Here is a 22,153-nt window from a genome sequence, read left to right on the forward strand (position 1 = left end):
GTACCCGCATGGACGTCAACCTGGGAATGCCGGCCGCTCCGCCGCCGGTGCTCCGGCCCCGCCGACCCAGCCGCAAGATCAAGGTCGGCAAGGTCGAGGTGGGTGGAGACGCGCCGGTCTCGGTGCAGTCGATGACGACGACGCCTACGGTCGACGTCAACGCGACCCTCCAGCAGATCGCCGAGCTCACGGCGGCGGGCTGCGACATCGTCCGTGTCGCCTGCCCGAGCCAGGACGACGCCGAGGCCCTCCCCGACATCGCGCGCAAGTCGCAGATCCCGGTGATCGCCGACATCCACTTCCAGCCGAAGTACGTCTTCGCCGCGATCGAGGCCGGCTGCGCCGCCGTACGCGTCAACCCGGGCAACATCCGCAAGTTCGACGACCAGGTCAAGGAGATCGCGCAGGCCGCGAAGGACCACGGCACGTCGATCCGGATCGGCGTCAACGCGGGCTCGCTCGACAAGCGGCTGCTCGAGAAGTACGGCAAGCCCACCCCGGAGGCCCTCGTCGAGTCGGCCGTGTGGGAGGCGTCGCTGTTCGAGGAGCACGGTTTCCACGACTTCAAGATCTCGGTCAAGCACAACGACCCCGTCGTGATGGTCCGCGCCTACGAGCTCCTGGCCGAGAAGGGTGACTGGCCGCTGCACCTCGGCGTCACCGAGGCAGGACCTGCGTTCCAGGGCACCATCAAGTCAGCGACGGCGTTCGGGGCGCTGCTGAGCCAGGGGATCGGCGACACGATCCGGGTCTCGCTGTCCGCGCCGCCGGTCGAGGAGGTCAAGGTCGGCATCCAGATCCTGCAGTCGCTGAACCTCCGCCCGCGCAAGCTCGAGATCGTGTCGTGCCCGTCGTGCGGACGCGCCCAGGTCGACGTCTACACGCTGGCCGAGGAGGTCACCGCCGGGCTCGAGGGCATGGAGGTTCCCCTGCGCGTCGCCGTCATGGGCTGCGTCGTGAACGGTCCGGGCGAGGCCCGGGAGGCCGATCTCGGCGTCGCGTCCGGCAACGGCAAGGGTCAGATCTTCGTCAAGGGCGAGGTCATCAAGACTGTGCCGGAGTCGAAGATCGTCGAGACCCTCATCGAAGAGGCCATGCGGATCGCCGAGGACATGGAGCCGGTCGAGGGCGCAGCGCCGTCGGTCGCCGTCTCCTAGGGCTCCGGCTCGCGGGGTTTCGACTCGCTGCGCTCGCTCAACCAGCGGGCGGCGCGCGGGGTTTCGACTCGCTGCGCTCGCTCAACCAGCGGGCGGCGCGCGGGGTTTCGACTCGCTGCGCTCGCTCAACCAGCGGGGCGGCGCGGGGGGTTTCGACTCGCTGCGCTCGCTCAGCCAGCGGGGCGGCGCGGGGGGTTTCGACTCGCTGCGCTCGCTCGACCAGCGGTGCGGCGCGGGGGGTTTCGACTCGCTGCGCTCGCTCAGCCAGCGGGGCGGCGCGGGGGGTTTCGACTCGCTGCGCTCGCTCAACCAGCGGCGCGGGCTCGCGGGGTTTCGACTCGCTGCGCTCGCTCGACCAGCGGTGCGGCGCGGGGGGTTTCGACTCGAGCGGTGCGGGCTACTCGCCGACCGTGTCGGCGGCGATCTCGGTGACGATGTCGAGGTGACCGACGTGCCTCGCGTACTCCTGCAGAAGGTGCAGCAGGATCCACGCGAGGTTCGGCGGGTCCTTCTCGAACCGGCCACCGGTCCCGGCCACGTCCAGCAGGTCCGCCTGCGCGACGATCGCGCGTGACCGCTCGGCCTGCGCTAGGAACCGCTCGCGCAGCACCGCGTACGTCTCGGCGTCCGCGACGTACCACTCCTCGGTGCCGTGGAGCGAGTCTCCCCACGGGTCGGAGACCTGCTCCGCGAGGAAACCCCACACCAGCCACCGGCGCTCGACGTACGTCAGGTGCTTGAGGAGCCCGAGCGGGGTCCACCGTGACGGGACCTGGCTCACCGCCCGCTGGTCGTCGGGTGTCGCGTCGAGCGTGCGGAGCAGCGCGTCGCGGAGGTGGTCGAGCTGACCTGCGAGCAGGGCCTGCGGGTCGCGGAGCTCTGTCGGGGGTTCTCCGAGGGGCTGGACGGTCATGCGGCCGAGCGTACGTCGGCGGTCGGCCCGTGGCTCTCGTCGACCCGTACGGATAGGCTCGACCCCAGCGACTCGGAGGAGGCCCGGTGCTCAGCACGACGACAGGCGTCCGCGTCCTGCGCGAGGGTGACCTGCCTGCGCTGCAGGTCCTGATCGACCGGGACCCGATCGTCAACCTGTTCGTCGATCATCGCGCTGCCAGCACCCGCCTGTCGCCGCGCTGGCTCGGCGGCGAGATCTGGGGCTACTTCGAGGACGACGCGCTGGTGTCGGCCTGCCACGTCGCCGCCAACATGGTGCCGGTGGAGGCGACTGCCGAGGCGGTGGCCGCGTTCGCCGAGCGGGCGAGGCTCACCGGACGCCTGTCCTCGTCGATCGTCGGCCCGCGTGCCGCTGCGGTCGGACTCTGGGAGCGCGTCCAGGAGGCGTGGGGGCCGGCACGCTCGCTCCGCCTGAACCAGCCGTTCCTCCAGACGGCCGACGCGCCTCTCGTGACGCCCGATCCGCGGTTGCGCGCTGTGCTCATCGACGAGGTCGACGTCCTCTATCCCGCAAGCGTCGCGATGTTCGAGGAGGAGGTCGGCGAGAGTCCCGAGCTCCCCGGCCGCAACAGCTATCGCGCACGGGTCACGCAGCTCGTCGCCCGCGGCTGGGCGTACGCGATCATCGAGGACGGCGAGGTCCTGTTCAAGGCCGAGGTCGGCTCGGCGTCGGCGAAGGGATGCCAGATCCAGGGCGTGTACGTCGCGCCGCAGCACCGCGGCAAGGGCCTCGGCACCGCCGGGATGGCGGCGGTCGTCGAGCGCGTTCGCCGCGAGGTCGCACCGGTCGTCTCCCTGTACGTGAACGACTACAACCATGTGGCTCGGGCCGTCTACGAACGCGTCGGATTCGTCCAGACCGAGACCTTCGCATCGGTCCTGTTTTGATGAGTACAGCCAGATGAGTACGGTCGCGCTCCGCCGGACGCTGATCGGGCTCGTGACGGCCGCGGCGCTCGGCGCCGGCTTCGTCGTCTCGCCGGCCGATGCCGCCGTACGCCGTCTCGACGACCCTCGCGGCGACGCGCTGGCCGCGCTCGACATCTCCGCGGTGAGCATCCGCAACGCGAGGTCGGTCGTCACGGTGACGCTCCGGGTCCCGCGGCTCGAGCGGCGAAGGGTCGGTGGCATCACGGTCTTCGTCCGGCGGAAGGTCGCGGGCCGACCGGAGTACGCCGCCTCGAAGGTACGCCGCGGGGACCGCTGGCGGACCACGTGGCAGGAGTTCGGGGCCAGCAGGCTGCCGTGCAGCGGTCTGCGCGTACGCCTGCGCGAGCGGCGCGTCGTCGTCTCGATCCCGCAACGCTGCCTGGGACACAACCGTTCGGCCGTCCGGATCCAGGCGTCCCTCTTCACCCGCGCGTACCTGCGCGGCAACGTCCCGGACGAGGTCGTCCTCAACCCGACGCCGGGCCCGACGCTCCCCATCGACGGGGTGCCGTCGGTCCGCGGGACGCGCATGACACCCTGGGTCGCACACCGCTGACGATGGAGGACCCATGGCCCGACCTGCACGTGACGTGACCGCCCTCGCGGTCCTGCTCGGAGCCGCCGGCGTCACCCACTTCGTACGCCCGCGGCCGTACGAGCGGATCGTCCCGAAGGCGCTGCCCGCCAAGCGCGAGCTCGTGTACGCGAGCGGTGTGGCCGAGCTCGTGTGTGCCGTCGGTCTGGTGCACCCGAGGACACGGAAGGCGGCGGGATACCTCTCGACCGCGCTGCTCGTCGCGGTCTTCCCGGCGAACATCCAGATGGCCGTCGACGTGACGCGGAGCCGACGCGCCTCGGCCGCTTTCAAGGCCGGCACGATCGCGCGGCTCCCGATGCAGCTGCCGCTCATCCGTACAGCGTGGAAGGCGACCCGCGAGGTCGGTTAGGCTTCGGCCACCCGCCCCGACCCCCGAGGGCGACCCCCGCAGGAGCACCCCCATGATCCGTACCCTCCGGACCGTTGCCATCGGCGCCGCGGCTGCCGCGCTCGTCGTCGGCATGACGGCATCACCGGCCGCCGCGAAGACCCGCACCTTCACGGACAAGCGCACCGACGCCGTCGCGGCGCTCGACATCACCAAGGTGAAGGTCAAGAACAAGAAGCACGCCGTGGTCGTCCGCATGACGGTCCCGGACTTCGACAAGTCGAAGCTCGGCAGCGTCATGCTGAGCATCCGCACGAAGTCGAAGGGCCGACCGACCTTCATGGTCACCAAGGCGCGCATCGAGGGAGCCGGTTGGATGCCGCCGATGTTCCTCGATCCGACCTCGGAGGACATCATCGTCGCGTGCAAGGGCGACCGCGTCACCTTCGGCGCGAAGTCCGTCACCGTCCGCGTGCCGCAGCGCTGCCTCGGGGCCAACCGCAAGGCCGTCCGGGTCCAGCCGGTGCTGATGGGCCGCGACCCCGAGCTCGAGATGCTGGAGGAGCTGCCCGAGCCCGGACCGGACGCCCCGCTCGACGCATACCCGACTTTTAGCGCGCGCATGTCGCCCTGGGTCGGATACCGGTGAGCCGCGCCCTTCGGGGTCTCGTCGTCGGCGCTGCCGCCGCGGCGCTCGTCGTCGGCGGAGCCGCGTCGCCGGCATCGGCCAAGACCCGCAGCTTCGAGGACGCTCGCGGCGACGCCCAGGCTGCCCTCGACATCACCAGGGTGAAGGTCACGAACAAAAAGCGTGCTGTGGTCGTGAGGGTCACGGTTCCCGGCCTGCAGCGCTCGAAGCTGGGCTTCGTCGGAGTCGCCATCCGGACGAAGGCCAAGGGCCGTCCCGAGTACTCCGCCCTCAAGATGCACTGGGACGCCGTCGGATGGATGCCTCTGATGCTGTCCGACGACACTGGCGAGGACGTTCCCTGCAAGGGTGACCGGATCCGGTTCGGCCAGCGCACGATCACCGTGCGCGTCCCGCAGCGCTGCCTCGGTGACAACGTGAAGGCCGTACGCGTCGGCGCGGCGATCGCCGCTCGGGACTGGTTGGAGCACGAGGAGACGGAGCCCGAGCCTGGCCCCGATGCCTGGGGCGATGCCTACCCGAAGATCACCGGCGACGGACTGTCGCCGTGGGTGCGCTACCGATGAGGCGTGCAGTGCTGGCGGTCGTGGTCGGCGCTGTCGCCACCGTGCTGGTCGCAGGCGCGTCGGCGTCACCTGCCGCGGCCAAGACCCGTACGTTCAGGGACCAGGCCGGCGACGCACTGCCGGCCCTCGACGTCACCAAGGTCAAGGTCCGCAACACGAAGCACGCTGTGGTCGTCCGCGCGACGATCCCCGACTTCAGGAGGCGGACCGCTGACGTGGTCAGCGTCGCCGTCCGTACCCAGGCCCCCGGGCGCCCGCTCTTCGTCGCCCAGAAGGTGCGACACCCCTCAGGGTGGGCGCCCGTCGAGCTGCTCGCGGGTGGCATGGAGGCGGTCGCCTGCAAGGGCGACCGCGTGCGCTTCGCCGCCCGCTCGGTGACGGTCCGCATCCCGCAGCGCTGTCTGGAGGGCAACCACAGCTCGGTGCGCATCGGCTTCGGTGTCGGTGGCCCGGGCTCGCAGGGGCTGGGACTGGACGAGCTCGAGAACCCCGGCCCGGATCTTGCCGTCGACGCCTATCCGAGCCTCGTCGTCGACAAGCTCTCGCCGTGGGTGCGCTACCGATGAGGCGCGCGAGGAGTGCTCTCGTGGGAGCAGCCGTCACTGCGCTCGCCGTGACCGCCGCGGCAGCGCCTGCTGCTGCCGCCTCGCCGGCAGGCCACGTCACCGAGGTCGACGTCACCGACAAGCCGCACTCCGTCGTCGTACGCCTCTCGGTCCCCGACCTCGACCGGGCCGCGCTGGACCGGGTCGCGGTCGAGCTGAAGCCTCGCGGACGCCAGACGACCTTCACAGTCGGCCGCTTCCGGTTCGACGGCCGCTGGGGCCGTGTCGTGCTCGTCCAGGACGACCTCGGGGCCGTCGTCCGCTGCCGGGGCGATCGCGTGCGGGTGCGTGCGCACCGCATCGTGGTGCGCGTCCCGAAGCGGTGCCTGGGCGAGCGGGTACGAGCCGTCCGCGTCCGCGAGGCGCAGGTCGGCTACCGCTGAGCCGGCCCGTGGCCGGCCGTTAGGCTGGGCACCGCACTCTCGTGCAGCAGATCCGTCCCCGAACCAGGAGTACGCCCGTGGTCACCCGCATGTCTCGTCTCTTCCTCCGCACGCTTCGCGAGGACCCGGCGGACGCGGAGGTCCCGTCGCACCGGCTGCTGGTCCGCGCCGGCTACGTCCGCCGCGCCGCCCCCGGCATCTACTCGTGGCTGCCGCTGGGCCTGCGGGTGCTGCGCAAGATCGAGACGATCGTCCGCGAGGAGATGGACCGGATGGGCGCGCAGGAGGTGTCCTTCCCCGCCCTGCTGCCGAAGGAGCCGTACGAGGCGACCGGCCGCTGGGTGGAGTACGGCGACAACCTGTTTCGGCTTCAGGACCGCCGCGGCACCGACATGCTGCTCGGGCCCACGCACGAGGAGATGTTCACGCTCCTCGTCAAGGACCTGTACTCGTCCTACAAGGACCTTCCGCTGTCGATCTACCAGATCCAGACGAAGTACCGGGACGAGGCGCGCCCCCGTGCTGGGCTCCTGCGCGGGCGCGAGTTCGTGATGAAGGACTCCTACTCGTTCGACGTGACCGACGACGGCCTGCGCCGTTCGTACGCCGACCACCGCGAGGCCTACATCCGGATCTTCGACCGGCTCGGTCTCGACTACGTGATCGTGCAGGCCGTCTCCGGCGCCATGGGCGGGTCCGCGAGCGAGGAGTTCCTCGCGACCGCGACCAACGGCGAGGACACCTACGTACGCTCGCCCGGCGGCTACGCGGCCAACGTCGAGGCGGTCACCACCGTCGCGCCGGCCCCGCTGGACGACGCCGCGATCGCCGCGCTGCCGGCCGCGCACGTCGAGGACACGCCCGACACCCCGACGATCGAGTCGCTGGTCGCGCTGGCCAACGAGCGGTTCCCGCGCGCCGATCGCCCGTGGACGGCTGCCGACACCCTCAAGAACGTCGTGGTGTGGGTGCGTCAGCCCGACGGCTCTCGCGAGGTCCTGGTGGTCGGCATCCCTGGCGACCGCGAGCTCGACCTCAAGCGGCTCGAGGCGCAGCTGGCACCCGGCGAGATCGACGCATTCGAGGACGCCGACTTCGCGAAGCACCCGGCGCTCGTGCGGGGCTACATCGGACCGGAGGCGCTGGGGGAGGAGTCGGAGTCCGGTATCCGCTTCCTCACCGACCCGCGGGTCGTCGCCGGCACCGCCTGGCTCACCGGCGCCAACCAGCCCGGCAAGCACGTGTTCGACCTGGTGTGCGGGCGCGACTTCACCGCTGACGGCACCGTCGAGGCTGCCGAGGTGCGTCCCGGCGACCCGGCCCCGGACGGCTCCGGGCCGCTGGAGCTCGCCCGCGGCATCGAGATGGGCCACATCTTCCAGCTCGGCCGCAAGTACGCCGAGGCGCTCGGCCTGCAGGTGCTGGACGAGAACGGCAAGCTCGTCACCGTCACGATGGGCTCGTACGGCGTCGGCGTCTCGCGCGCCGTCGCTGCCATCGTCGAGAACAGCCACGACGAGGCCGGCATCGTCTGGCCCGCGGAGGTGGCGCCGTACGACGTCCACCTGGTGGCCACCGGCAAGGACGCGGAGATCTTCGACGCTGCGGCGAGCCTGGCCGAAGAGCTCGAGGCCGCCGGTGTCGAGGTCCTCTACGACGACCGCCCGAAGGTGTCGCCCGGCGTGAAGTTCAAGGACGCCGAGCTGATCGGAGTCCCGACCATCGTGGTCGTGGGCCGCGGTCTCGCCGAAGGCGTCGTGGAGGTCAAGGACCGCTTGACCGGTGTGCGCGAGAACGTCCCGCTCGACGACGTCGTGGCGCAGCTCGCCGCACGCTGACCCGTACGCGCTCCGGCTCGCCCGCGTCCGCGCCCTCGCACCCTCACGGAGCGCGTCAGAAGATGACGAGGGGGTTGACCCGGTCGAGCTGGAGCATGTCCGCGAAGGTGCCGTCCCTGCGCACGGTGCCGGCACGCTCGCGGCCAACGACCTCGAACCCGCACGCCAGCGCCACGTCCAGCGAGGCCTGGTTGCCCTCGTCGATGCGGACGTACGCCCGCAGCGCGCCGAGTCCGCCGAGGTCGCGCGGCGTGAACGCGTGCTCGACCATGAGCTCGAGCGCGTCGCGGGCGTAGCCGTGCCCGCGCGCATCGGGGTGCAGCCAGTAGCCGATCTCGACGCCGACGTCCGAGCGGTGGGGGACGCCGACGGCACCGAGCAGCACGTCGGTCACGGAGTCCACGAGCGCCCACGCGAACGACGTCCCGTCCGCTGCCGCGTCCAGCGTCGACAGGCGGAAGGTCTCGGCGTCGCTCAGCGCGTACGGCGAGGGGAACGAGGGCATCCAGCGCTGGACGGCCCCGTCGTTGCCGCCCTCGACGACGCGGACATCGTCGGTGACGTCCAGCGGGCGGGCCGAGACGCGCTCGCCGCGAAGGTTCGGCAGCGACCACCAGAGCGTCTGCGGCTCGCGGGCGCTGTCGCGGTACAGCGTGCCGACCCATCCGTCACGGTAGACGCCCCGCTCGACCAGCCAGTGGCGTACGGTGCCGCCGAACGTGAATCCGCACCGCCACGCGAGCTTGCGAGACGCCCAGTTGCCCTGGTCGGCCCACCAGATCACGGTCTGGAGCCCGAGCGTGTCGAAGCCGTGATCGAGGAGGAGTCGGAGCGCCGCCTCCATCACGCCCTGCCCACGGAACGCGGGGTGGGCGACGAACCCGACCTCGGCACGGCTCATCCCCGCGTCGCGGAGCGTGACGGTCCCGGCGTAGCGCGGCCGCCCGTCGGGGCCCTGCGCCTGCACGGCGAACGCGTGCTCGGTGCCGTCCCTCCATCCGTCGGGCACCATCTCGGTGACGAAGCCGGTGCCCATGGCGATGTCGTAGCCGAGCGGGATCGTCGTCCATCGCAGCGTCACGATGTCGCGGCACTGCACGACGAGGTCGTCGACGTCGTCCAGGCGGTGGGGACGCAGGCTGACCCGTCCGTCGGTCAGCACCGGCACGTCGTCAGGGAAGCGGGCGGCCTCGAAGGGCATGACGTCACTCCGTCCCAGGAAGAGCGCTCGGGTCGCCGCCCCACGCCAGCAGGGCGGTTGCGGAGTCGCTCGTCGCGTCGACCGCGTACGTGCGCGCCGCGCCGGAGGTCACCCCGACCACGGCCAGCCAGCTGCTGACGAGCCCGGACTCGGTCTCCTGCGCGAGTCGCCGCACGTCGGCGGTAGTGGCGACCGCGCCCGTGTCGTACGCCGGGGCAGGCTCGACCGGCGTCTGCTCGTCCCGCGTCAGCAGGGCGATCAGGTCGTCGCGCCGCTTGCGGTGGACCGCGTACGACGACGTCGCCTGGCGCTGGATCGCGGAACCGGGTTCGACCCTGCCGGCCACGAACCCGTACGCGTACACGGCGCCGTGCTCCCCGGCGAGGGCGTTCTGCAGAGCGTCGGTGGGATCGACCTCGACCGCTGTCGGATCCTCGTCGTGGGTCCTCATGCGGCGGCCCTCGTCGTTCGGAGGACGACCGCGTCCTGGGCGTAGCCGGCGCTCAGCGACGCCAGCAGGCGCGCGACGCCCTGGTCGGTCGCGGCGCCGCAGTCCTCGCGGCGCGCGGCCTGAGCCTCCTGGCTGCGCGTCGCCAGCGCGCGCACTGCGGCGGCGGGGCGTGCGGGGACGGGCGTGGGGGAGGCCGACGTCGGCGAGGTGCCTGCCGACGGGGGAGTGGCCGTCGGATCGCCCACCGCACGGTCGAGCTCCGCGAGGCGCTCCTCCGCACGTGCGACCAACGGCGCGAGAGCCGTCGCGAGCGCGGCGTGCGTGGCCGCCGTCGTGCGTACGGCGTCCAGCAGGTCCGCCTGCTGCTGACGCGCGTCCGCGAGCAGGCCGTGGTCGGGGTGGACCTCCGGATCCGGCGTCGACGGCGTCCGGTCCAGCCACGAGCAGCCGGAGACGGCGACGAGCGTCAGGAGCCCGCCTCCGACCAGCAGCCGACGACGGTCGACGCCGAGCGGGCGGTGCTGCGGTCCGGGTCTCACGGAGCGAACCTATCGGAGGGTCGTACGGCGCCGCGGCTGTGCCGTCGCTGCGCGCTCCGCACCAGCCCCTAGAATGGGACGTGGTCGATCCAGCACCACCGCGGCGCAGCACGCCCGCGGCACAACAGAAGACGGAGGCGCGCCCCATGGCTACGACACCGGTCCCCGACAGCCTCCAAGCGTTGTTGGACGACATCGTCCGGTCCCACGGAATGGACCTGGACGCCGTCGAGCTCACGAACGGCCGCATCCTCCGTGTCGTGCTCGACGCCGAGGGCGGCCTGAACCTCGACGACATCGCCGACGTGACGCGTGCCGTGTCCACCGCGCTGGACAGCGACGACTCGCTCGGCCCCGACCCGTACACGCTCGAGGTGGGCTCGCGCGGCACCAGCCGCCCGCTGACGCTGCCGCGGCACTGGTCGCGCAATGCCGGCCGGCTCGCGAAGGTGACGCCGGTCGACGGCCAGACCTTCACCGGCCGCATCGTGTCGGCTGACGATGCGGGGGCGGTGCTGCGCACCGAGACTGGGGAACGAACCGTCACGTACGCGGACGTGAAGAAGGCGAAGATCGAGCCCGAGCTCAATCGGAAGGACGTCTGATGGACATCGACATGGCTGTGCTCCGCACGCTGGAGCACGAGAAGGACCTGCCGCTGGAGGTCGTCGTGACGGCGATCGAGCAGGCTCTGCTCGTCGCGTACCACCGGACCCCGGGCGCCCGCAGCAACTCCCGCGTCGAGCTCGACCGCAAGTCCGGGCACGTGGTCGTCTGGGCCCGGGACCGCGTCGAGAACGAGACGGGCGGCTTCACGCTGACCGAGGAGTTCGACGACACCCCGAGCGACTTCGGCCGGATCGCCGCCACCACGGCGAAGCAGATCATCCTGCAGCGTCTGCGCGACGCCGAGGACGAGCAGCGCTTCGGCGAGTTCTCGGCGCGCGAGGGCGACATCGTCTCCGGCGTCATCCAGCAGGGACGCGAGCCGGGCGACGTGCTCGTCGACCTCGGACGCGTCGAGGCCCTGCTGCCGATGGCGGAGCGGGTGCCGGGAGAGTCGTACGTCCACGGCGACCGCATCAAGGCGTTCGTGACGAGCGTCCGCCGCGGTCCGCGCGGCCTGCAGGTCCAGGTCTCCCGGACCCATCCCAACCTCGTCAAGAAGCTGTTCGCGCTGGAGGTTCCCGAGATCGCCGACGGCACCGTCGAGATCTCCGGCATCGCCCGGGAGGCGGGACACCGCACCAAGATCGCGGTCCGCTCGACGCAGCCGGGCGTCAACGCCAAGGGGGCGTCGATCGGACCGATGGGTCAGCGCGTCCGCAACGTCATGTCGGAGCTGCACGGCGAGAAGATCGACATCGTCGACTACTCCGAGGACCCGGCGGACTACATCGCGCACGCATTGTCGCCCGCGCAGGTGACGTCCGTCACGGTCGTCGACGCCGACGCGAAGGCGGCGCGGGTCGTCGTGCCGGACTTCCAGCTGTCGCTCGCGATCGGCAAGGAGGGCCAGAACGCCCGTCTTGCCGCACGCCTGACCGGATGGCGCATCGACATCCGACCCGACACCGAGGTCGTCGAGGGCGCGAGCGGCGCCTGATCCAGCGCTGCGGGACGGCCCGGACGACAGTCCCAGGGCCGACCCGCTAGACTGAACGACGGTGAATCACTCGTCTCCGTCCGGTGGTGCGTCTTCCGACGCAGTCCCGGAGATCCCGGTCCGTGTGCGGCCTGTCCGTACCTGCATCGGGTGTCGAGCTCGAGTCGACAAATCCGATCTGGTTCGTGTCGTGGCGATCCACGGTGAGGCGATCACAGTCGTCACACCCGATCTCCTCGGCTCGGCGCCGGGACGCGGGGCGCATCTGCACCTCGATCTCGCGTGCCTCGAACGAGCGAAGCAGCGCAAGGCGTTCGCGCGGGCCCTCCGGGTGGAGGGACCTCTCGACACCGAGCAGGTCGACGCTCTCGTCCGAGAATCAACCAGCAAGACGCAGCCGGCGCCGCCCACGGGCGGCGCATAGACAGAAGTGGAGCACACGCTCATGAGCACTCGATGAGTTCCGTTCGATGAGCATGCACATCAACTAGCGGTTTGCGCCCTTCCGGGCTCGGACCGCCCTTGAAGGAGAGAAGTGGCAAAGGTCCGAGTCCATGAGCTCGCTAAAGAGCTCGGAGTCACCAGCAAGGACGTCCTTTCGGCGTTGAACGACATGGGCGAGTACGTCCGTTCGGCCTCGTCGACCGTCGAGGCGCCGGTCATCCGTCGCCTCGAAGAGAAGTACGGCGACCAGTTCCGCGCCCAGGGCGCGAAGAAGACATCCAAGAAGGCAGCGGCCGCCAAGTCGGCGCCCGCCGCCAGCTCCGCCGCACCTGCGGCAGAGTCCACCCCCGCGACCGGTGGAGCCCCGCTCCCCGGCCCGCGCAAGAAGGCAGAGGCGCCTGCCGCACCGGCAGCGCCCGCCGCACCGGCGGCTCCGGTCGAGCCCGAGGCTCCGGTCGCTCCGGCGGCCGAGGCGCCTGCCGCTCCGGCGGCTCCGGTCGAGCCCGAGGCCCCTGCCGCGGCGGCTGCTCCAGCAGCTCCGAAGCCCGGCGGTCCTCGTCCGGCACCACGTCCGGCCCCGCGCCCCGAGACTCCGGCCGCACGGTCGGACGCCGCTCGTCCCGGCGCACCGGCAGCTCGTCCGGGCGCAGGCCGTCCCGGCCCGCGTCCTGGCGGTTCGGGCGGTGCTGGCGGTGGCCGTTCCGGTGGTCCCCGTCCGGGCAACAACCCGTTCTCCTCGACGCAGGGCATGCAGCGCCCGGGTCGAGACGGCGGCCCGCGTGACAGCGGCCCGCGCGAGGGCGCGCCCCGCGAGGGTGCCCGTGAGGGCGGTGCGCCCCGTCCGGGCATGCCGCCCCGTCCGCCGGCCTCCCGCGACGGTGCACCCGCACCGCGTCCGGGCATGCCGCGTCCTAACCCGGCGATGATGCCCAAGCAGAGCTCGATCGGTCCGTCGCGCGGCGGTCCCGGCGGCGGCCGTGGTCGCGGTGGCGCCCCGGCTGGTGCCGGACGCCCCGGCGGCGGTGGCGGCGGCGGAGGCCGTCCTGGTGCAGGCGGTCCCGGTGGTGGCGGCGGTGGCCCTCGTCCCGGCGGCTTCGCCGGCGGCGGCGGTCGTCCCGGCCCCGGTCGCGCAGGCCGTGGCGGCACGCAGGGCGCGTTCGGTCGCGCCGGTGGGCCCGTCCGTCGTGGACGCAAGAGCAAGCGCGCGAAGCGTCAGGAATTCGACCAGATGCAGGCGCCGGCGGTCGGGGGTGTCCGTGTCCGCAAGGGTGACGGGCAGACCATCCGCCTGTCGCGTGGCGCGTCGCTGACCGACTTCGCCGAGAAGATCGGCGCCGACGCGGCGTCGCTCGTCCAGATCCTGTTCGCCCTCGGCGAGCTGGTGACCGCGACCCAGTCGGTGAACGACGAGATCCTGCAGATCCTCGGCGAGGAGCTGAACTACGACGTTCAGGTCGTCTCGCCCGAGGACGAGGACCGTGAGCTGCTCGAGTCGTTCCAGATCGCGTTCGGCAACGACGAAGGCGACGACGAAGACCTCGCCGCGCGTCCGCCGGTGGTCACCGTCATGGGTCACGTCGACCACGGCAAGACCAAGCTGCTCGACGCCATCCGCTCGGCCAACGTGGTCGACAAGGAGGCCGGCGGCATCACCCAGCACATCGGTGCCTACCAGGTGGCGACGGACGTGGACGGCGCCGAGCGCCGCATCACCTTCATCGACACGCCGGGTCACGAGGCGTTCACCGCCATGCGTGCCCGTGGTGCTCAGGCGACGGACATCGCGGTGCTGGTGGTCGCGGCCGACGACGGCGTCATGCCGCAGACGGTCGAGGCCCTCAACCACGCGAAGGCCGCCGGCGTGCCGATCGTGGTCGCCGTCAACAAGATCGACAAGCCCGACTCCGACCCGACGAAGGTCCGCGGCCAGCTCACCGAGTACGGCCTGGTTCCCGAGGAGTACGGCGGCGACACGATGTTCGTCGACGTCTCCGCGAAGTCGCAGCTGAACATCGACGGCCTGCTCGAGTCCATCGTGCTGACCGCCGACGCGTCGCTCGACCTGCGCGCCAACCCGAACCAGTCGGCCGAGGGTATCGCGATCGAGGCCCACCTCGACCGTGGCCGCGGCCCCGTGGCGACGGTCCTGGTCCAGCGAGGCACGCTCCGCGTGGGCGACTCGATGGTCGCCGGTCCGGCTCACGGTCGCGTCCGCGCCATGCTCGACGAGCACGGCGACAACGTGGAGCAGGCAGACCCGTCGCGTCCCGTCCTGGTGCTCGGCCTCACCGCCGTACCCGGCGCCGGCGACAACTTCATGGTGGTCTCCGACGACCGGATGGCCCGGCAGATCGCCGAGAAGCGGGAGGCGCGCGAGCGCAACGCCGCTCTCGCGCAGCGTGCCGGCCGCCGTACGCTCGAGGACTTCATGCAGCACATGGAGAAGGGCGAGACCGACGAGCTGCTCCTCATCCTCAAGGGTGACGGTTCCGGTTCGGTCGAGGCGCTCGAGGACGCACTCAGCAAGATCGACGTCGGCGAGGACGTCGCGCTGCGGGTCATCGACCGCGGTGTCGGTGCGATCACCGAGACCAACGTGATGCTGGCGGCCGCGTCGAACGCCGTGATCATCGGCTTCAACGTGCGTCCGCAGGGCAAGGCGACCGAGGTCGCCGACCGCGAGGGTGTCGACATCCGCTACTACTCGGTCATCTACCAGGCGATCGACGAGATCGAGGCGGCCCTCAAGGGCATGCTCAAGCCGGAGTTCGAGGAGGCCCAGCTCGGCCGTGCGGAGATCCGCGAGATCTTCCGCTCGTCGAAGATCGGCAACATCGCCGGCTGCATGGTCACCTCGGGCACGATCAAGCGGAACTCCAAGGCGCGGCTGCTCCGCGACGGCGCGGTTGTCGCGGACAACCTCGACATCGCGAGCCTGAAGCGCGAGCGCGACGACGCCTCCGAGGTCCGCGAGGGCTTCGAGTGCGGCCTCACGCTCAAGGGGTTCAACGACATCAAGATCGGCGACATCGTCGAGACGTTCGAGATGCGGGAGATTCCGCGGAGCTGAGACCGCACGGTCAAGGCTCAAGCCGTACGGTCGTGGTCTGAGGCCGTAGAACGCGGCTGAGTGCTCGGAAACAGCATGAGGTGGTGGGGTGTCGTACCAGTCGGTGCGGCACCCCGCCGCTCTTTCGAGAAGGAGTTCTGATGGGAAGCATGCGCGTCAACAAGGTGGCCGACCGCGTGAAGGTCGTCGTCGCCGAGATGCTCGACCGCCGGATCAAGGACCCGCGCCTGGGTTTCGTGACGGTGACCGACGTCCGCGTCACGGGTGACACGCAGCACGCGACCGTCTTCTACACCGTGATGGGCGACGCCGAGGAGCTCGACGCGACCGCGGACGCGCTCGAGAGCGCCAAGGGGCTCATCCGGTCCGAGGTCGGCAAGCAGCTCGGGATGCGGCACACGCCGTCCCTCGAGTTCGTGCGCGACGCCGTGCCGGAGAACGCACGCCAGATCGAGGACCTGCTGAACCGTGCTCGCGAGCGCGATGCGCGGGTCGCCGCGAAGGCTGCCGGCGCCGAGTACGCCGGTGGGGCCGACCCGTACAAGTCCAAGGCCGACGACGCCGACGACCTCGACGAGATGGACGATTCCGACGAGTCCGCTGACGGCGGCTCCCGGGCGTGAGCACGGCCGACGCGCCCACCGGGATCGTCGTCGTCGACAAGCCGGCAGGCTGGACGTCGCACGACGTGGTCGGGCGGATGCGACGCCTCGCAGGGACCCGCAAGGTCGGGCACGCCGGGACGCTGGACCCGATGGCGACCGGCATCCTCGTCCTCGGCCTGGGCCGGGCCACGCGCCTGCTCGGGCATGTCGCCGGTCACGACAAGGACTACGAGGCGACGATCCGGCTCGGGGCCACCACGGTGACCGACGACGCCGAGGGCGACGTGCTCACCACGAGCGACGCGTCCGGAGTCGACCTGGACGCCGTCCGTACGGCGACGCTCCCGCTGATCGGCGAGATCGACCAGGTGCCCTCTGCCGTGTCGGCGATCAAGGTCGACGGTCGCCGTGCCTATGCGCGTGTCAGGGACGGCGAGGACGTCACCCTCCCGGCGCGCCGCGTGACGGTCGAGCGCTTCGACGTCTTCGACCTGAGGTCCGGACCGGACGGCACCGTCGACGTCGACGCCCGTGTCACCTGCTCCAGCGGCACCTACGTCCGGGCGCTCGCCCGTGACGTCGGCGCCGCGCTCGGCGTGGGAGGCCACCTCGCCGCGCTGCGCCGTACCCGGGTCGGCGGCTTCACCCTCGACGCCGCCCGCACGCTCGACCAGCTCGCCGAGGAGCTCGCGGTGATCTCCCTCGAGGATGCCGCTCGCGCCGCCTTCCCGTCCGTCGACCTCGACGCGGACGCCGCGAAGATCGTGCGGCACGGTCGCGCGCTCGCGTCGTACGATCTCGGGGCGCCTGGCCCGGTCGCCCTGTTCGACCCCGACGGGACGTTCCTCGCCCTGTACGACCAGCAGGGCGCCGACGCGCGGTCGGTGGCCGTGTTCGTAGGCTGACGCGGGCCGCGCCCCCTACGCTGTCAGCCATGGCGACGATCCTGAACCTGGTGCTGTGGTTCGTCGCGATCTGGTTCATCCTGATCGTGCTCGTCGCCGCGGTGCTCATGATCGTCGACGCCCGACGCAAGCGGCGCGCCGGCGACACCGACGAGGTGAGCTTCCCTCGGCTGCCCCCGATCTCGGAGAAGCTCGGCGACTCGAGGATCACGCTCTACACCTACGGACGTGACCTCTTCGACGCCATGCTCGCCGAGATTCGCGGCGCGCAGCACGAGGTCCACCTCGAGTCCTACATCTGGAAGGACGACGAGCTCGGCCAGCGCTTCAAGCGTGAGGTGATCGCCGCCGCCGAGCGCGGAGTGAAGGTGCACGTCATCTACGACGTCTTCGCGAACCTGGTCGTCAAGAGCTCGTTCAAGCGGTTCCCGAGGTCGGTCCAGGTGATGCGGCACCCGTGGTTCACGCCGTGGATCTTCCTGCTGCGGATCCGCAAGACCGGCCGTGACCACCGCAAGATCCTGGTGGTCGACCGGAAGGTGGGCTTCGTCGGCGGCTACAACATCGGGTCCGACTACGCGACGAAGTGGCGGGACACCCACATGCGGGTCGAGGGGCCGCTGACCTGGGAGCTCAACAATGCGTTCGTCGACTTCTGGAACGCCCACCGCAAGGGTGCGCAGCCGGAGCTGGTCGACACCGGCGACATCGAGTGGGAGCCGCGGTTCAAGGCGCACCGCAACGCCCCGATCCACCTGTCGTTCCCGATCCGCAACATGTACCTCGACGCGATCGACCGGGCGAGCGTACGCGTGTGGATCACCCAGGCCTACTTCATCCCGGACCTCGACATCCTCGCCGCGCTCCTGCGGGCGGCGGGGCGCGGCGTCGACGTCCGGGTGATCGTGCCGGAGATCTCCAACCACGTGCTCTGCGACTGGTTGTCGCGCGGCTTCTACTCGCAGCTCCTCCGCGGTGGCGTGAAGATCCTGCTCTTCCAAGGCGCGATGGTGCACGCGAAGACGGCGACGATCGACGGGCGCTGGTCGACGATCGGCACCGCGAACATCGACCGGCTGAGCCTCACCGGCAACTACGAGGTGAACGCCGAGGTCATCGACGAGGGGGTGGCGGCGATGATGGACCGGATCTTCGAGAACGACTGCACCGCGACCCGCGAGCTGACGCTCGAGGAGTGGTCCAGCCGCCGCCACCGGGCCCGCTTCAGCGAGGCCGTGCTCGTCCCGCTCCGCCCCCTCCTGTAGGGCCCTGCGGCGCCGATCGGCGGGTGAACGGAGGGTGAACGCACCGTGAGAGCGCTCTCACGGTCGACTCACACGGGTCTCACCGTGCCTCGACATCGTCTGTGGTGTCAGGAAGCACGCAGACCGGCGTCCTCGCCGGCAGAGATCACGAGGGGAACACCATGAGCAGCACGTTCATCCGGACCGGCGTCGCCGCCCTGGGCGCGACGATCGCCCTGGGAGGTGTCGCATGGGGTGCGTCGTCGATGTCGACGGCGAGCGCCGAGACGCCGGCCGTCACCAAGAGGATCGACGGCAACGACGCCCTGGTGCTGGTCGCCGACGACGACGATGACGACGACGGCGCGCGCAAGGCAGACGACACGAACACGCGCAGCAAGGCGAGCCGGTCGAGGGTCAGCCGGGGCACCCTGCACAGCCGCAACTCCGGCCGCAGCCGCGACCGTACGAACAGCCGCAAGACGAAGGTGAGCCGCGACCGCGATCGCAGCCGCGCGGACAAGACCAGGGACTGGACCCGCGACGGTGGAGACCGCACGCGTGACCGCTCCGCCAACCGGACCAACGACCGCAGCAAGAACGACACCCGCTGGCGTCGGGGCTGACGAGCAGGGGAGCCGGGCGTCCCGCTACGCCCGGCTCCCCGGAGCACCCCGTCACGCCGACCATCCCGTACGACCGTCGAAGTAGGGACACCATGACCGAAAAGCTCGCCTCCTGGGAGCTCGCCCGCGGCGACTCGCTCACCGACGACCTCATCGCCATGCGCCTCCTCGGAGGAGGCAACGCGTACGAGGCCTACCTCTGCTTCGACGAGGTCCTGCACGCACCCGTGGTCGTCAAGGTGGTCCGTCCGGACCAGGTCGACGACGAGGTGACGCTGCGTGGGCTGGAGCGCGAGGCGCAGATGCTCGACGAGCTGGCGCACCCCGCCGTGGTGCGCAAGTTCGGCCTCGACCTCGACGGTCCTCGGCCCCACCTGATCCTCGAGAACATCGACGGGCCGCGACTCTCGAGCCTGGTGCGCAAGCACGGTGCGCTCCCGGTCCAGCAGCTTCTGCCGCTGGGGCTCGAGCTCGCGTCGGCGCTTCACTACCTCCGCGTCCGCGACGTCGTCCACCTCGACGTCAAGCCGAGCAACGTCATCATGGGATCGCCCGCGAAGCTCATCGATCTCAGCATCGCCCGCCGCACCGAGGCTGCCCAGGAGCTCACGTACGTCGTCGGCACAGACGAGTTCATGGCACCGGAGCAGGCCGACCCGCAGGGGTACGGCGCGCCCGGGCCCGCCAGCGACGTGTGGGGCCTCGGCGCCACGCTCTACCTCGCGACCAGCGGCTACGCGCCGTACGCGATCGGCGAGGAGGACGATCCGCTCGAGGTCCGCTACCCCCAGCTGGTGAGCCGGCCGCGGCCCATGCCGTACTTCGTGCCCGTCGAGGTTGCCGAGCTGGTCTACCGCTGCATGGCGCCGGCGCCGCAGGACCGCCCGGAGCCGGCCGAGGTCGCGGGTCTGATCGAGCCGCTCATGGAGGCCATGCCGAAGGCGCGCCTGGCAGGCTTCAAGATCGCCGCCACCGGCTGACCGCGGGCCCGCTCAGGCGCCGAACCGGTAGCCGACCCCGCGCACCGTGCGGATCAGGTCGGCCCCGAGCTTCTTGCGCAGGTAGCCGACGTAGACGTCGACGACGTTGGAGCCGGGGTCGAAGTCGTACCCCCAGACCTGCGACAGCAGCTGCTCGCGTGACAGCGCGTGGTCGGGGTTGCGGAGGAACACCTCCGCGAGGGTGAACTCGCGAGAGGACAGCTCGACCTCGGTGCCGCGGACGCTCGCGACCCGCCGACGCAGGTCCAGGCGTACGCCGGCAACCTCGAGCACGTCGTCGCTGGGCCCGCCGGCGTGGACGGCCCGCAGCCGCAGTCGGACACGGGCGACCAGCTCGTCGAAGCGGAACGGCTTGCTCATGTAGTCCGCGGCACCACCCTCCAGCGCGGCGACGGTGTCGGTCACCGAGTCGCGTGCCGTCAGCACGATCACCGGGAGCGCCGGTCGCTCGGCCGCGAGCCGGTCCAGGATCGAGAAGCCGTCGAGCAGGGGGAGTCCGATGTCGAGGACGACGAGGTCGAAGTCGCCGGTCAGCGCGTAGTCCTGGCCGGTGATCCCGTCGGCCACGATCGTCACCGTGTAGCCCTCGGCGCGCAGGCCCTTGGCGACGAAGGACGCGATCCGGTCCTCGTCCTCGATCACCAGGATGCTGCTCATCGTTCTCCTTCGGGGCTGACGGTGCTGGTTCGGGTGGCGGGCAGAGTCAGGCGGAACGTCGCTCCCTCGCCCGGTCGGTGCGGGTCGAGCGACACGGTGCCGCCATGGGCGTCGGCGATGGCCGACACGATCGACAGGCCCAGCCCGAACCCCTCACCTCGCGGTGCGCTGCCGCGGCGGAAGCGTTCGAAGAGCACCTCACGGTCGGCCGGGCTCACGCCGGGGCCGCTGTCGCGCACCCACAGCGTGGTGCCCTCGTCGTCCACGGCGCAGCCGACGGCGATCGTGTCGCCGTCGGCCGTGTGGCGCACGGCGTTCTCGGCGAGCTGGAGGACGGCCTGCGTCGTACGGCGGGGGTCGAGGTGCACGACCGCGCCCTCCGGGGGTGCGGCGTCGAGGATCCACGCGCGCGGTCCGAGCGCGCGGCACTTGTCGAGGATCCCGGTGACGAGGGCGACGGCGTCGACGGGCTCGGGCTGGACGAAGTCGGGCCGCCGCGCCTTCGCCAGGACCAGCAGGTCGTCGACGAGGAGGCTCATCCGGTCGACCTCGTCCAGCAGCAGTGTGCGCGTGGACGCGACCTCGTCGGGGTCTCCGACGTCCAGCAGCTCGAGGTGGCCGCGCAGGACCGTGAGCGGGGTCCGCAGCTCGTGGCCGGCGTCGTCGAGCAGCTCGCGCTGCGACGCGAACGCCTGGTCGAGGCGCTCCAGCATCTCGTTGAGGGTCTCGGTCAGGGCCGTGAGGTCGTCGCTGCCGGTGACGGGGATCCGACGGCTGAGCTCGCCGCCGTCGGTGATCCGGGCGGCCGTCGCCTGGAGGGTCCGGACCGGCCGCAGGAGCCGTCCCGCGATCAGCCATGCGACGAGGGTGATGACCAGCCACGAGCCGAGTGCGACGGCGACGTAGGTGAGGAGCATGCTGCGGATCTCCGCCCGCTGGGCGGTGACGTTCCAGGCGACGACGAAGGCCGCGTGCTTCTCCTCCGGCCCCAGCACGGGGCGTACGGCGACGACGTGACGACCTGACGTGGTCTCGACCACCGTGCTGCCCCCCTCGGCGCGGAGCCGGTCGACGGCGCTGACGAAGTCGGGGGAGGAGAACAGCGACGAGTCACGTCGCCCGAGGAAGCGCCGGTCACCGTTGCTGGAGAACGCGATGATCCGCTCGTGCGCGTTCGGCTGGTTGCGGGTCATGAACGTCGTCAGGAGCCGGTCCGGGTCGGCGAACGGCGCGTTCGTCGCGGGGTCGACGCCGCGCTCCTGCAGGGTCTGGAACTCGCGCAGCTCCTGGGTGATCTGCTCCCGGACGTGGTCGTCGACGCGGCGCAGCTCGACGAAGTACGCGGCGAGGCCGGCGCACAGCAGGGCCACGCCCGTCAGCAGCGCCACCACACCCGTGATGCGCTGGCGTACGGAGAAGGCGGTCCGGGTGCTCAGTCGTCGTCCCCGTCATCGTCGGCCCCGTCGTCGTCATCGCCGTCGTCGTCGTCGAGGTCCCGTGGCGTCGGCGCCTGCTGCTGGAAGTCGTCGTCGTTGTCGTCGCCGCGGTCGTCAGCGCCGCCGTCGTCGTCGCGGTCGGTCTTCGGCGGCGCCGTGGGCGAAGGCGTCGGGGTCGGAGGAGGGGTGGTCGTCGTCGGGGGCGCCGACGGGGCGATGCGCAGCGGCTGGGTCTCGCCCGGCGCGGGCGCCGACGAGCCGAGTCCGGCGAACGCCGCCGTTGCTCCGACGACGGCGACGAGGACGCCGAGGAGGGCGAGCGCGATCTTCGTCGAGAGCGTCATGTCCCCAGCATTCTCC

The 22,153-nt window shown here is 71.2% G+C and carries 25 protein-coding genes; 18 read left to right on the forward strand and 7 right to left on the reverse strand.

Features of this window, described 5'->3' with window-relative positions; all coding sequences use genetic code 11:
- The first annotated feature begins 8 nt into the window (after positions 1 to 8).
- Positions 9 to 1,157 carry a flavodoxin-dependent (E)-4-hydroxy-3-methylbut-2-enyl-diphosphate synthase gene (gene ispG, locus GH747_RS16605; protein WP_149770735.1) on the forward strand — a complete coding sequence of 383 codons (1,149 nt, stop codon included), beginning with the start codon at positions 9 to 11 and terminating at the stop codon, positions 1,155 to 1,157.
- A gap of 397 nt (positions 1,158 to 1,554) precedes the next feature.
- On the opposite strand, the gene GH747_RS16610 is transcribed toward ispG, so the two are convergent.
- Positions 1,555 to 2,070, reverse strand: a complete 516-nt coding sequence (locus GH747_RS16610) for a DinB family protein (RefSeq protein ID WP_149770736.1) — start codon at positions 2,068 to 2,070, stop codon at positions 1,555 to 1,557.
- Between the two features lie 86 nt (positions 2,071 to 2,156).
- Between GH747_RS16610 and GH747_RS16615 the strand changes: the two genes are divergently transcribed.
- The 8 genes from GH747_RS16615 (at position 2,157) to GH747_RS16650 (ending at position 8,008) form a co-directional block, all read left to right on the forward strand.
- Positions 2,157 to 2,999 (forward strand): GNAT family N-acetyltransferase, encoded by an 843-nt coding sequence (locus GH747_RS16615; protein WP_149770737.1) that lies wholly within the window; start codon positions 2,157 to 2,159, stop codon positions 2,997 to 2,999.
- Positions 3,000 to 3,012: 13 nt separating this feature from the next.
- Complete coding sequence (locus GH747_RS16620) at positions 3,013 to 3,597, forward strand: hypothetical protein (RefSeq protein ID WP_149770738.1); 585 nt, start codon at positions 3,013 to 3,015, stop codon at positions 3,595 to 3,597.
- 13 nt (positions 3,598 to 3,610) lie between these two features.
- On the forward strand, positions 3,611 to 3,988 hold the full coding sequence (locus tag GH747_RS16625) for a DoxX family protein (RefSeq protein ID WP_149770739.1): 378 nt from the start codon (positions 3,611 to 3,613) through the stop codon (positions 3,986 to 3,988).
- A 52-nt stretch (positions 3,989 to 4,040) separates the two neighbouring features.
- On the forward strand, positions 4,041 to 4,616 hold the full coding sequence (locus GH747_RS16630) for a hypothetical protein (RefSeq protein WP_149770740.1): 576 nt from the start codon (positions 4,041 to 4,043) through the stop codon (positions 4,614 to 4,616).
- Complete coding sequence (locus GH747_RS16635) at positions 4,613 to 5,182, forward strand: hypothetical protein (RefSeq protein ID WP_149770741.1); 570 nt, start codon at positions 4,613 to 4,615, stop codon at positions 5,180 to 5,182. The genes GH747_RS16630 and GH747_RS16635 overlap by 4 nt, the downstream gene beginning before the upstream one ends.
- Positions 5,179 to 5,748, forward strand: coding sequence for a hypothetical protein (locus GH747_RS16640; protein ID WP_149770742.1), 570 nt, complete (start codon positions 5,179 to 5,181; stop codon positions 5,746 to 5,748). The genes GH747_RS16635 and GH747_RS16640 overlap by 4 nt, the downstream gene beginning before the upstream one ends.
- A gap of 20 nt (positions 5,749 to 5,768) precedes the next feature.
- A complete protein-coding gene (locus GH747_RS16645; RefSeq protein WP_149770743.1) occupies positions 5,769 to 6,170 on the forward strand; it encodes a hypothetical protein in 402 nt (133 codons plus the stop codon).
- 77 nt (positions 6,171 to 6,247) lie between these two features.
- Positions 6,248 to 8,008, forward strand: a complete 1,761-nt coding sequence (locus GH747_RS16650) for a proline--tRNA ligase (protein ID WP_149770744.1) — start codon at positions 6,248 to 6,250, stop codon at positions 8,006 to 8,008.
- A gap of 55 nt (positions 8,009 to 8,063) precedes the next feature.
- Here the strand turns inward: GH747_RS16650 and GH747_RS16655 are convergent, their stop codons facing one another.
- From GH747_RS16655 to GH747_RS16665, 3 genes are read right to left on the reverse strand one after another with little or no spacing between them, the layout of a single operon-like run.
- Positions 8,064 to 9,209 (reverse strand): GNAT family N-acetyltransferase, encoded by a 1,146-nt coding sequence (locus GH747_RS16655; protein WP_149770745.1) that lies wholly within the window; start codon positions 9,207 to 9,209, stop codon positions 8,064 to 8,066.
- Positions 9,210 to 9,213: 4 nt separating this feature from the next.
- A complete protein-coding gene (locus tag GH747_RS16660; RefSeq protein ID WP_163695705.1) occupies positions 9,214 to 9,660 on the reverse strand; it encodes a ferritin-like domain-containing protein in 447 nt (148 codons plus the stop codon).
- On the reverse strand, positions 9,657 to 10,199 hold the full coding sequence (locus tag GH747_RS16665) for a hypothetical protein (RefSeq protein WP_163695708.1): 543 nt from the start codon (positions 10,197 to 10,199) through the stop codon (positions 9,657 to 9,659). Before GH747_RS16665 ends, GH747_RS16660 begins: the two co-directional genes overlap by 4 nt.
- 146 nt (positions 10,200 to 10,345) lie before the next feature.
- Between GH747_RS16665 and GH747_RS16670 the strand changes: the two genes are divergently transcribed.
- The 9 genes from GH747_RS16670 (at position 10,346) to GH747_RS16710 (ending at position 19,679) form a co-directional block, all read left to right on the forward strand.
- Entirely contained in the window at positions 10,346 to 10,804 is a 459-nt protein-coding gene (locus GH747_RS16670) for a ribosome maturation factor RimP (protein ID WP_149770747.1), read from the forward strand.
- Positions 10,804 to 11,805, forward strand: a complete 1,002-nt coding sequence (gene nusA / locus GH747_RS16675; protein ID WP_149770748.1) for a transcription termination factor NusA — start codon at positions 10,804 to 10,806, stop codon at positions 11,803 to 11,805. Before GH747_RS16670 ends, nusA begins: the two co-directional genes overlap by 1 nt.
- A 124-nt stretch (positions 11,806 to 11,929) precedes the next feature.
- Positions 11,930 to 12,229, forward strand: coding sequence for a YlxR family protein (locus GH747_RS16680; protein WP_149770928.1), 300 nt, complete (start codon positions 11,930 to 11,932; stop codon positions 12,227 to 12,229).
- 111 nt (positions 12,230 to 12,340) lie between these two features.
- Positions 12,341 to 15,319, forward strand: coding sequence for a translation initiation factor IF-2 (gene infB, locus GH747_RS16685; protein WP_149770749.1), 2,979 nt, complete (start codon positions 12,341 to 12,343; stop codon positions 15,317 to 15,319).
- A gap of 140 nt (positions 15,320 to 15,459) precedes the next feature.
- On the forward strand, positions 15,460 to 15,942 hold the full coding sequence (gene rbfA, locus GH747_RS16690; protein ID WP_149770750.1) for a 30S ribosome-binding factor RbfA: 483 nt from the start codon (positions 15,460 to 15,462) through the stop codon (positions 15,940 to 15,942).
- Positions 15,939 to 16,829, forward strand: a complete 891-nt coding sequence (gene truB / locus GH747_RS16695) for a tRNA pseudouridine(55) synthase TruB (protein WP_149770751.1) — start codon at positions 15,939 to 15,941, stop codon at positions 16,827 to 16,829. The genes rbfA and truB overlap by 4 nt, the downstream gene beginning before the upstream one ends.
- 29 nt (positions 16,830 to 16,858) lie before the next feature.
- On the forward strand, positions 16,859 to 18,094 hold the full coding sequence (locus GH747_RS16700) for a phospholipase D-like domain-containing protein (RefSeq protein ID WP_149770752.1): 1,236 nt from the start codon (positions 16,859 to 16,861) through the stop codon (positions 18,092 to 18,094).
- A 161-nt stretch (positions 18,095 to 18,255) separates the two neighbouring features.
- Complete coding sequence (locus tag GH747_RS16705) at positions 18,256 to 18,699, forward strand: hypothetical protein (RefSeq protein ID WP_149770753.1); 444 nt, start codon at positions 18,256 to 18,258, stop codon at positions 18,697 to 18,699.
- 92 nt (positions 18,700 to 18,791) lie between these two features.
- Positions 18,792 to 19,679 (forward strand): serine/threonine-protein kinase, encoded by an 888-nt coding sequence (locus GH747_RS16710; RefSeq protein ID WP_149770754.1) that lies wholly within the window; start codon positions 18,792 to 18,794, stop codon positions 19,677 to 19,679.
- 12 nt (positions 19,680 to 19,691) lie between these two features.
- Here the strand turns inward: GH747_RS16710 and GH747_RS16715 are convergent, their stop codons facing one another.
- From GH747_RS16715 to GH747_RS16725, 3 genes are read right to left on the reverse strand one after another with little or no spacing between them, the layout of a single operon-like run.
- Positions 19,692 to 20,357, reverse strand: coding sequence for a response regulator transcription factor (locus GH747_RS16715; protein ID WP_149770755.1), 666 nt, complete (start codon positions 20,355 to 20,357; stop codon positions 19,692 to 19,694).
- Positions 20,354 to 21,745, reverse strand: coding sequence for a sensor histidine kinase (locus GH747_RS16720; RefSeq protein WP_149770756.1), 1,392 nt, complete (start codon positions 21,743 to 21,745; stop codon positions 20,354 to 20,356). The genes GH747_RS16715 and GH747_RS16720 overlap by 4 nt, the downstream gene beginning before the upstream one ends.
- 44 nt (positions 21,746 to 21,789) lie before the next feature.
- Positions 21,790 to 22,137: a hypothetical protein gene (locus GH747_RS16725; RefSeq protein WP_149770757.1), complete on the reverse strand. Its 348-nt coding sequence runs from the start codon at positions 22,135 to 22,137 to the stop codon at positions 21,790 to 21,792.
- Positions 22,138 to 22,153: the final 16 nt, after the last annotated feature.

This window comes from Mumia xiangluensis, from assembly GCF_010994095.1.
GTDB lineage: Bacteria > Actinomycetota > Actinomycetes > Propionibacteriales > Nocardioidaceae > Mumia > Mumia xiangluensis.

Coding starts and splice junctions, on each gene's coding strand:
- GH747_RS16710 (WP_149770754.1), top strand. CDS start 18,792: ATGACCGAAAAGCTCGCCTCCTGGGAGCTCGCCCGCGGCGACTCGCTC.
- GH747_RS16625 (WP_149770739.1), top strand. CDS start 3,611: ATGGCCCGACCTGCACGTGACGTGACCGCCCTCGCGGTCCTGCTCGGA.
- GH747_RS16725 (WP_149770757.1), bottom strand. CDS start 22,137: ATGACGCTCTCGACGAAGATCGCGCTCGCCCTCCTCGGCGTCCTCGTC.
- GH747_RS16620 (WP_149770738.1), top strand. CDS start 3,013: ATGAGTACGGTCGCGCTCCGCCGGACGCTGATCGGGCTCGTGACGGCC.
- GH747_RS16715 (WP_149770755.1), bottom strand. CDS start 20,357: ATGAGCAGCATCCTGGTGATCGAGGACGAGGACCGGATCGCGTCCTTC.
- GH747_RS16610 (WP_149770736.1), bottom strand. CDS start 2,070: ATGACCGTCCAGCCCCTCGGAGAACCCCCGACAGAGCTCCGCGACCCG.
- nusA (WP_149770748.1), top strand. CDS start 10,804: ATGGACATCGACATGGCTGTGCTCCGCACGCTGGAGCACGAGAAGGAC.
- GH747_RS16670 (WP_149770747.1), top strand. CDS start 10,346: ATGGCTACGACACCGGTCCCCGACAGCCTCCAAGCGTTGTTGGACGAC.
- GH747_RS16660 (WP_163695705.1), bottom strand. CDS start 9,660: ATGAGGACCCACGACGAGGATCCGACAGCGGTCGAGGTCGATCCCACC.
- ispG (WP_149770735.1), top strand. CDS start 9: ATGGACGTCAACCTGGGAATGCCGGCCGCTCCGCCGCCGGTGCTCCGG.
- GH747_RS16630 (WP_149770740.1), top strand. CDS start 4,041: ATGATCCGTACCCTCCGGACCGTTGCCATCGGCGCCGCGGCTGCCGCG.
- rbfA (WP_149770750.1), top strand. CDS start 15,460: ATGGGAAGCATGCGCGTCAACAAGGTGGCCGACCGCGTGAAGGTCGTC.
- GH747_RS16700 (WP_149770752.1), top strand. CDS start 16,859: ATGGCGACGATCCTGAACCTGGTGCTGTGGTTCGTCGCGATCTGGTTC.
- GH747_RS16655 (WP_149770745.1), bottom strand. CDS start 9,209: ATGCCCTTCGAGGCCGCCCGCTTCCCTGACGACGTGCCGGTGCTGACC.
- GH747_RS16640 (WP_149770742.1), top strand. CDS start 5,179: ATGAGGCGTGCAGTGCTGGCGGTCGTGGTCGGCGCTGTCGCCACCGTG.
- GH747_RS16705 (WP_149770753.1), top strand. CDS start 18,256: ATGAGCAGCACGTTCATCCGGACCGGCGTCGCCGCCCTGGGCGCGACG.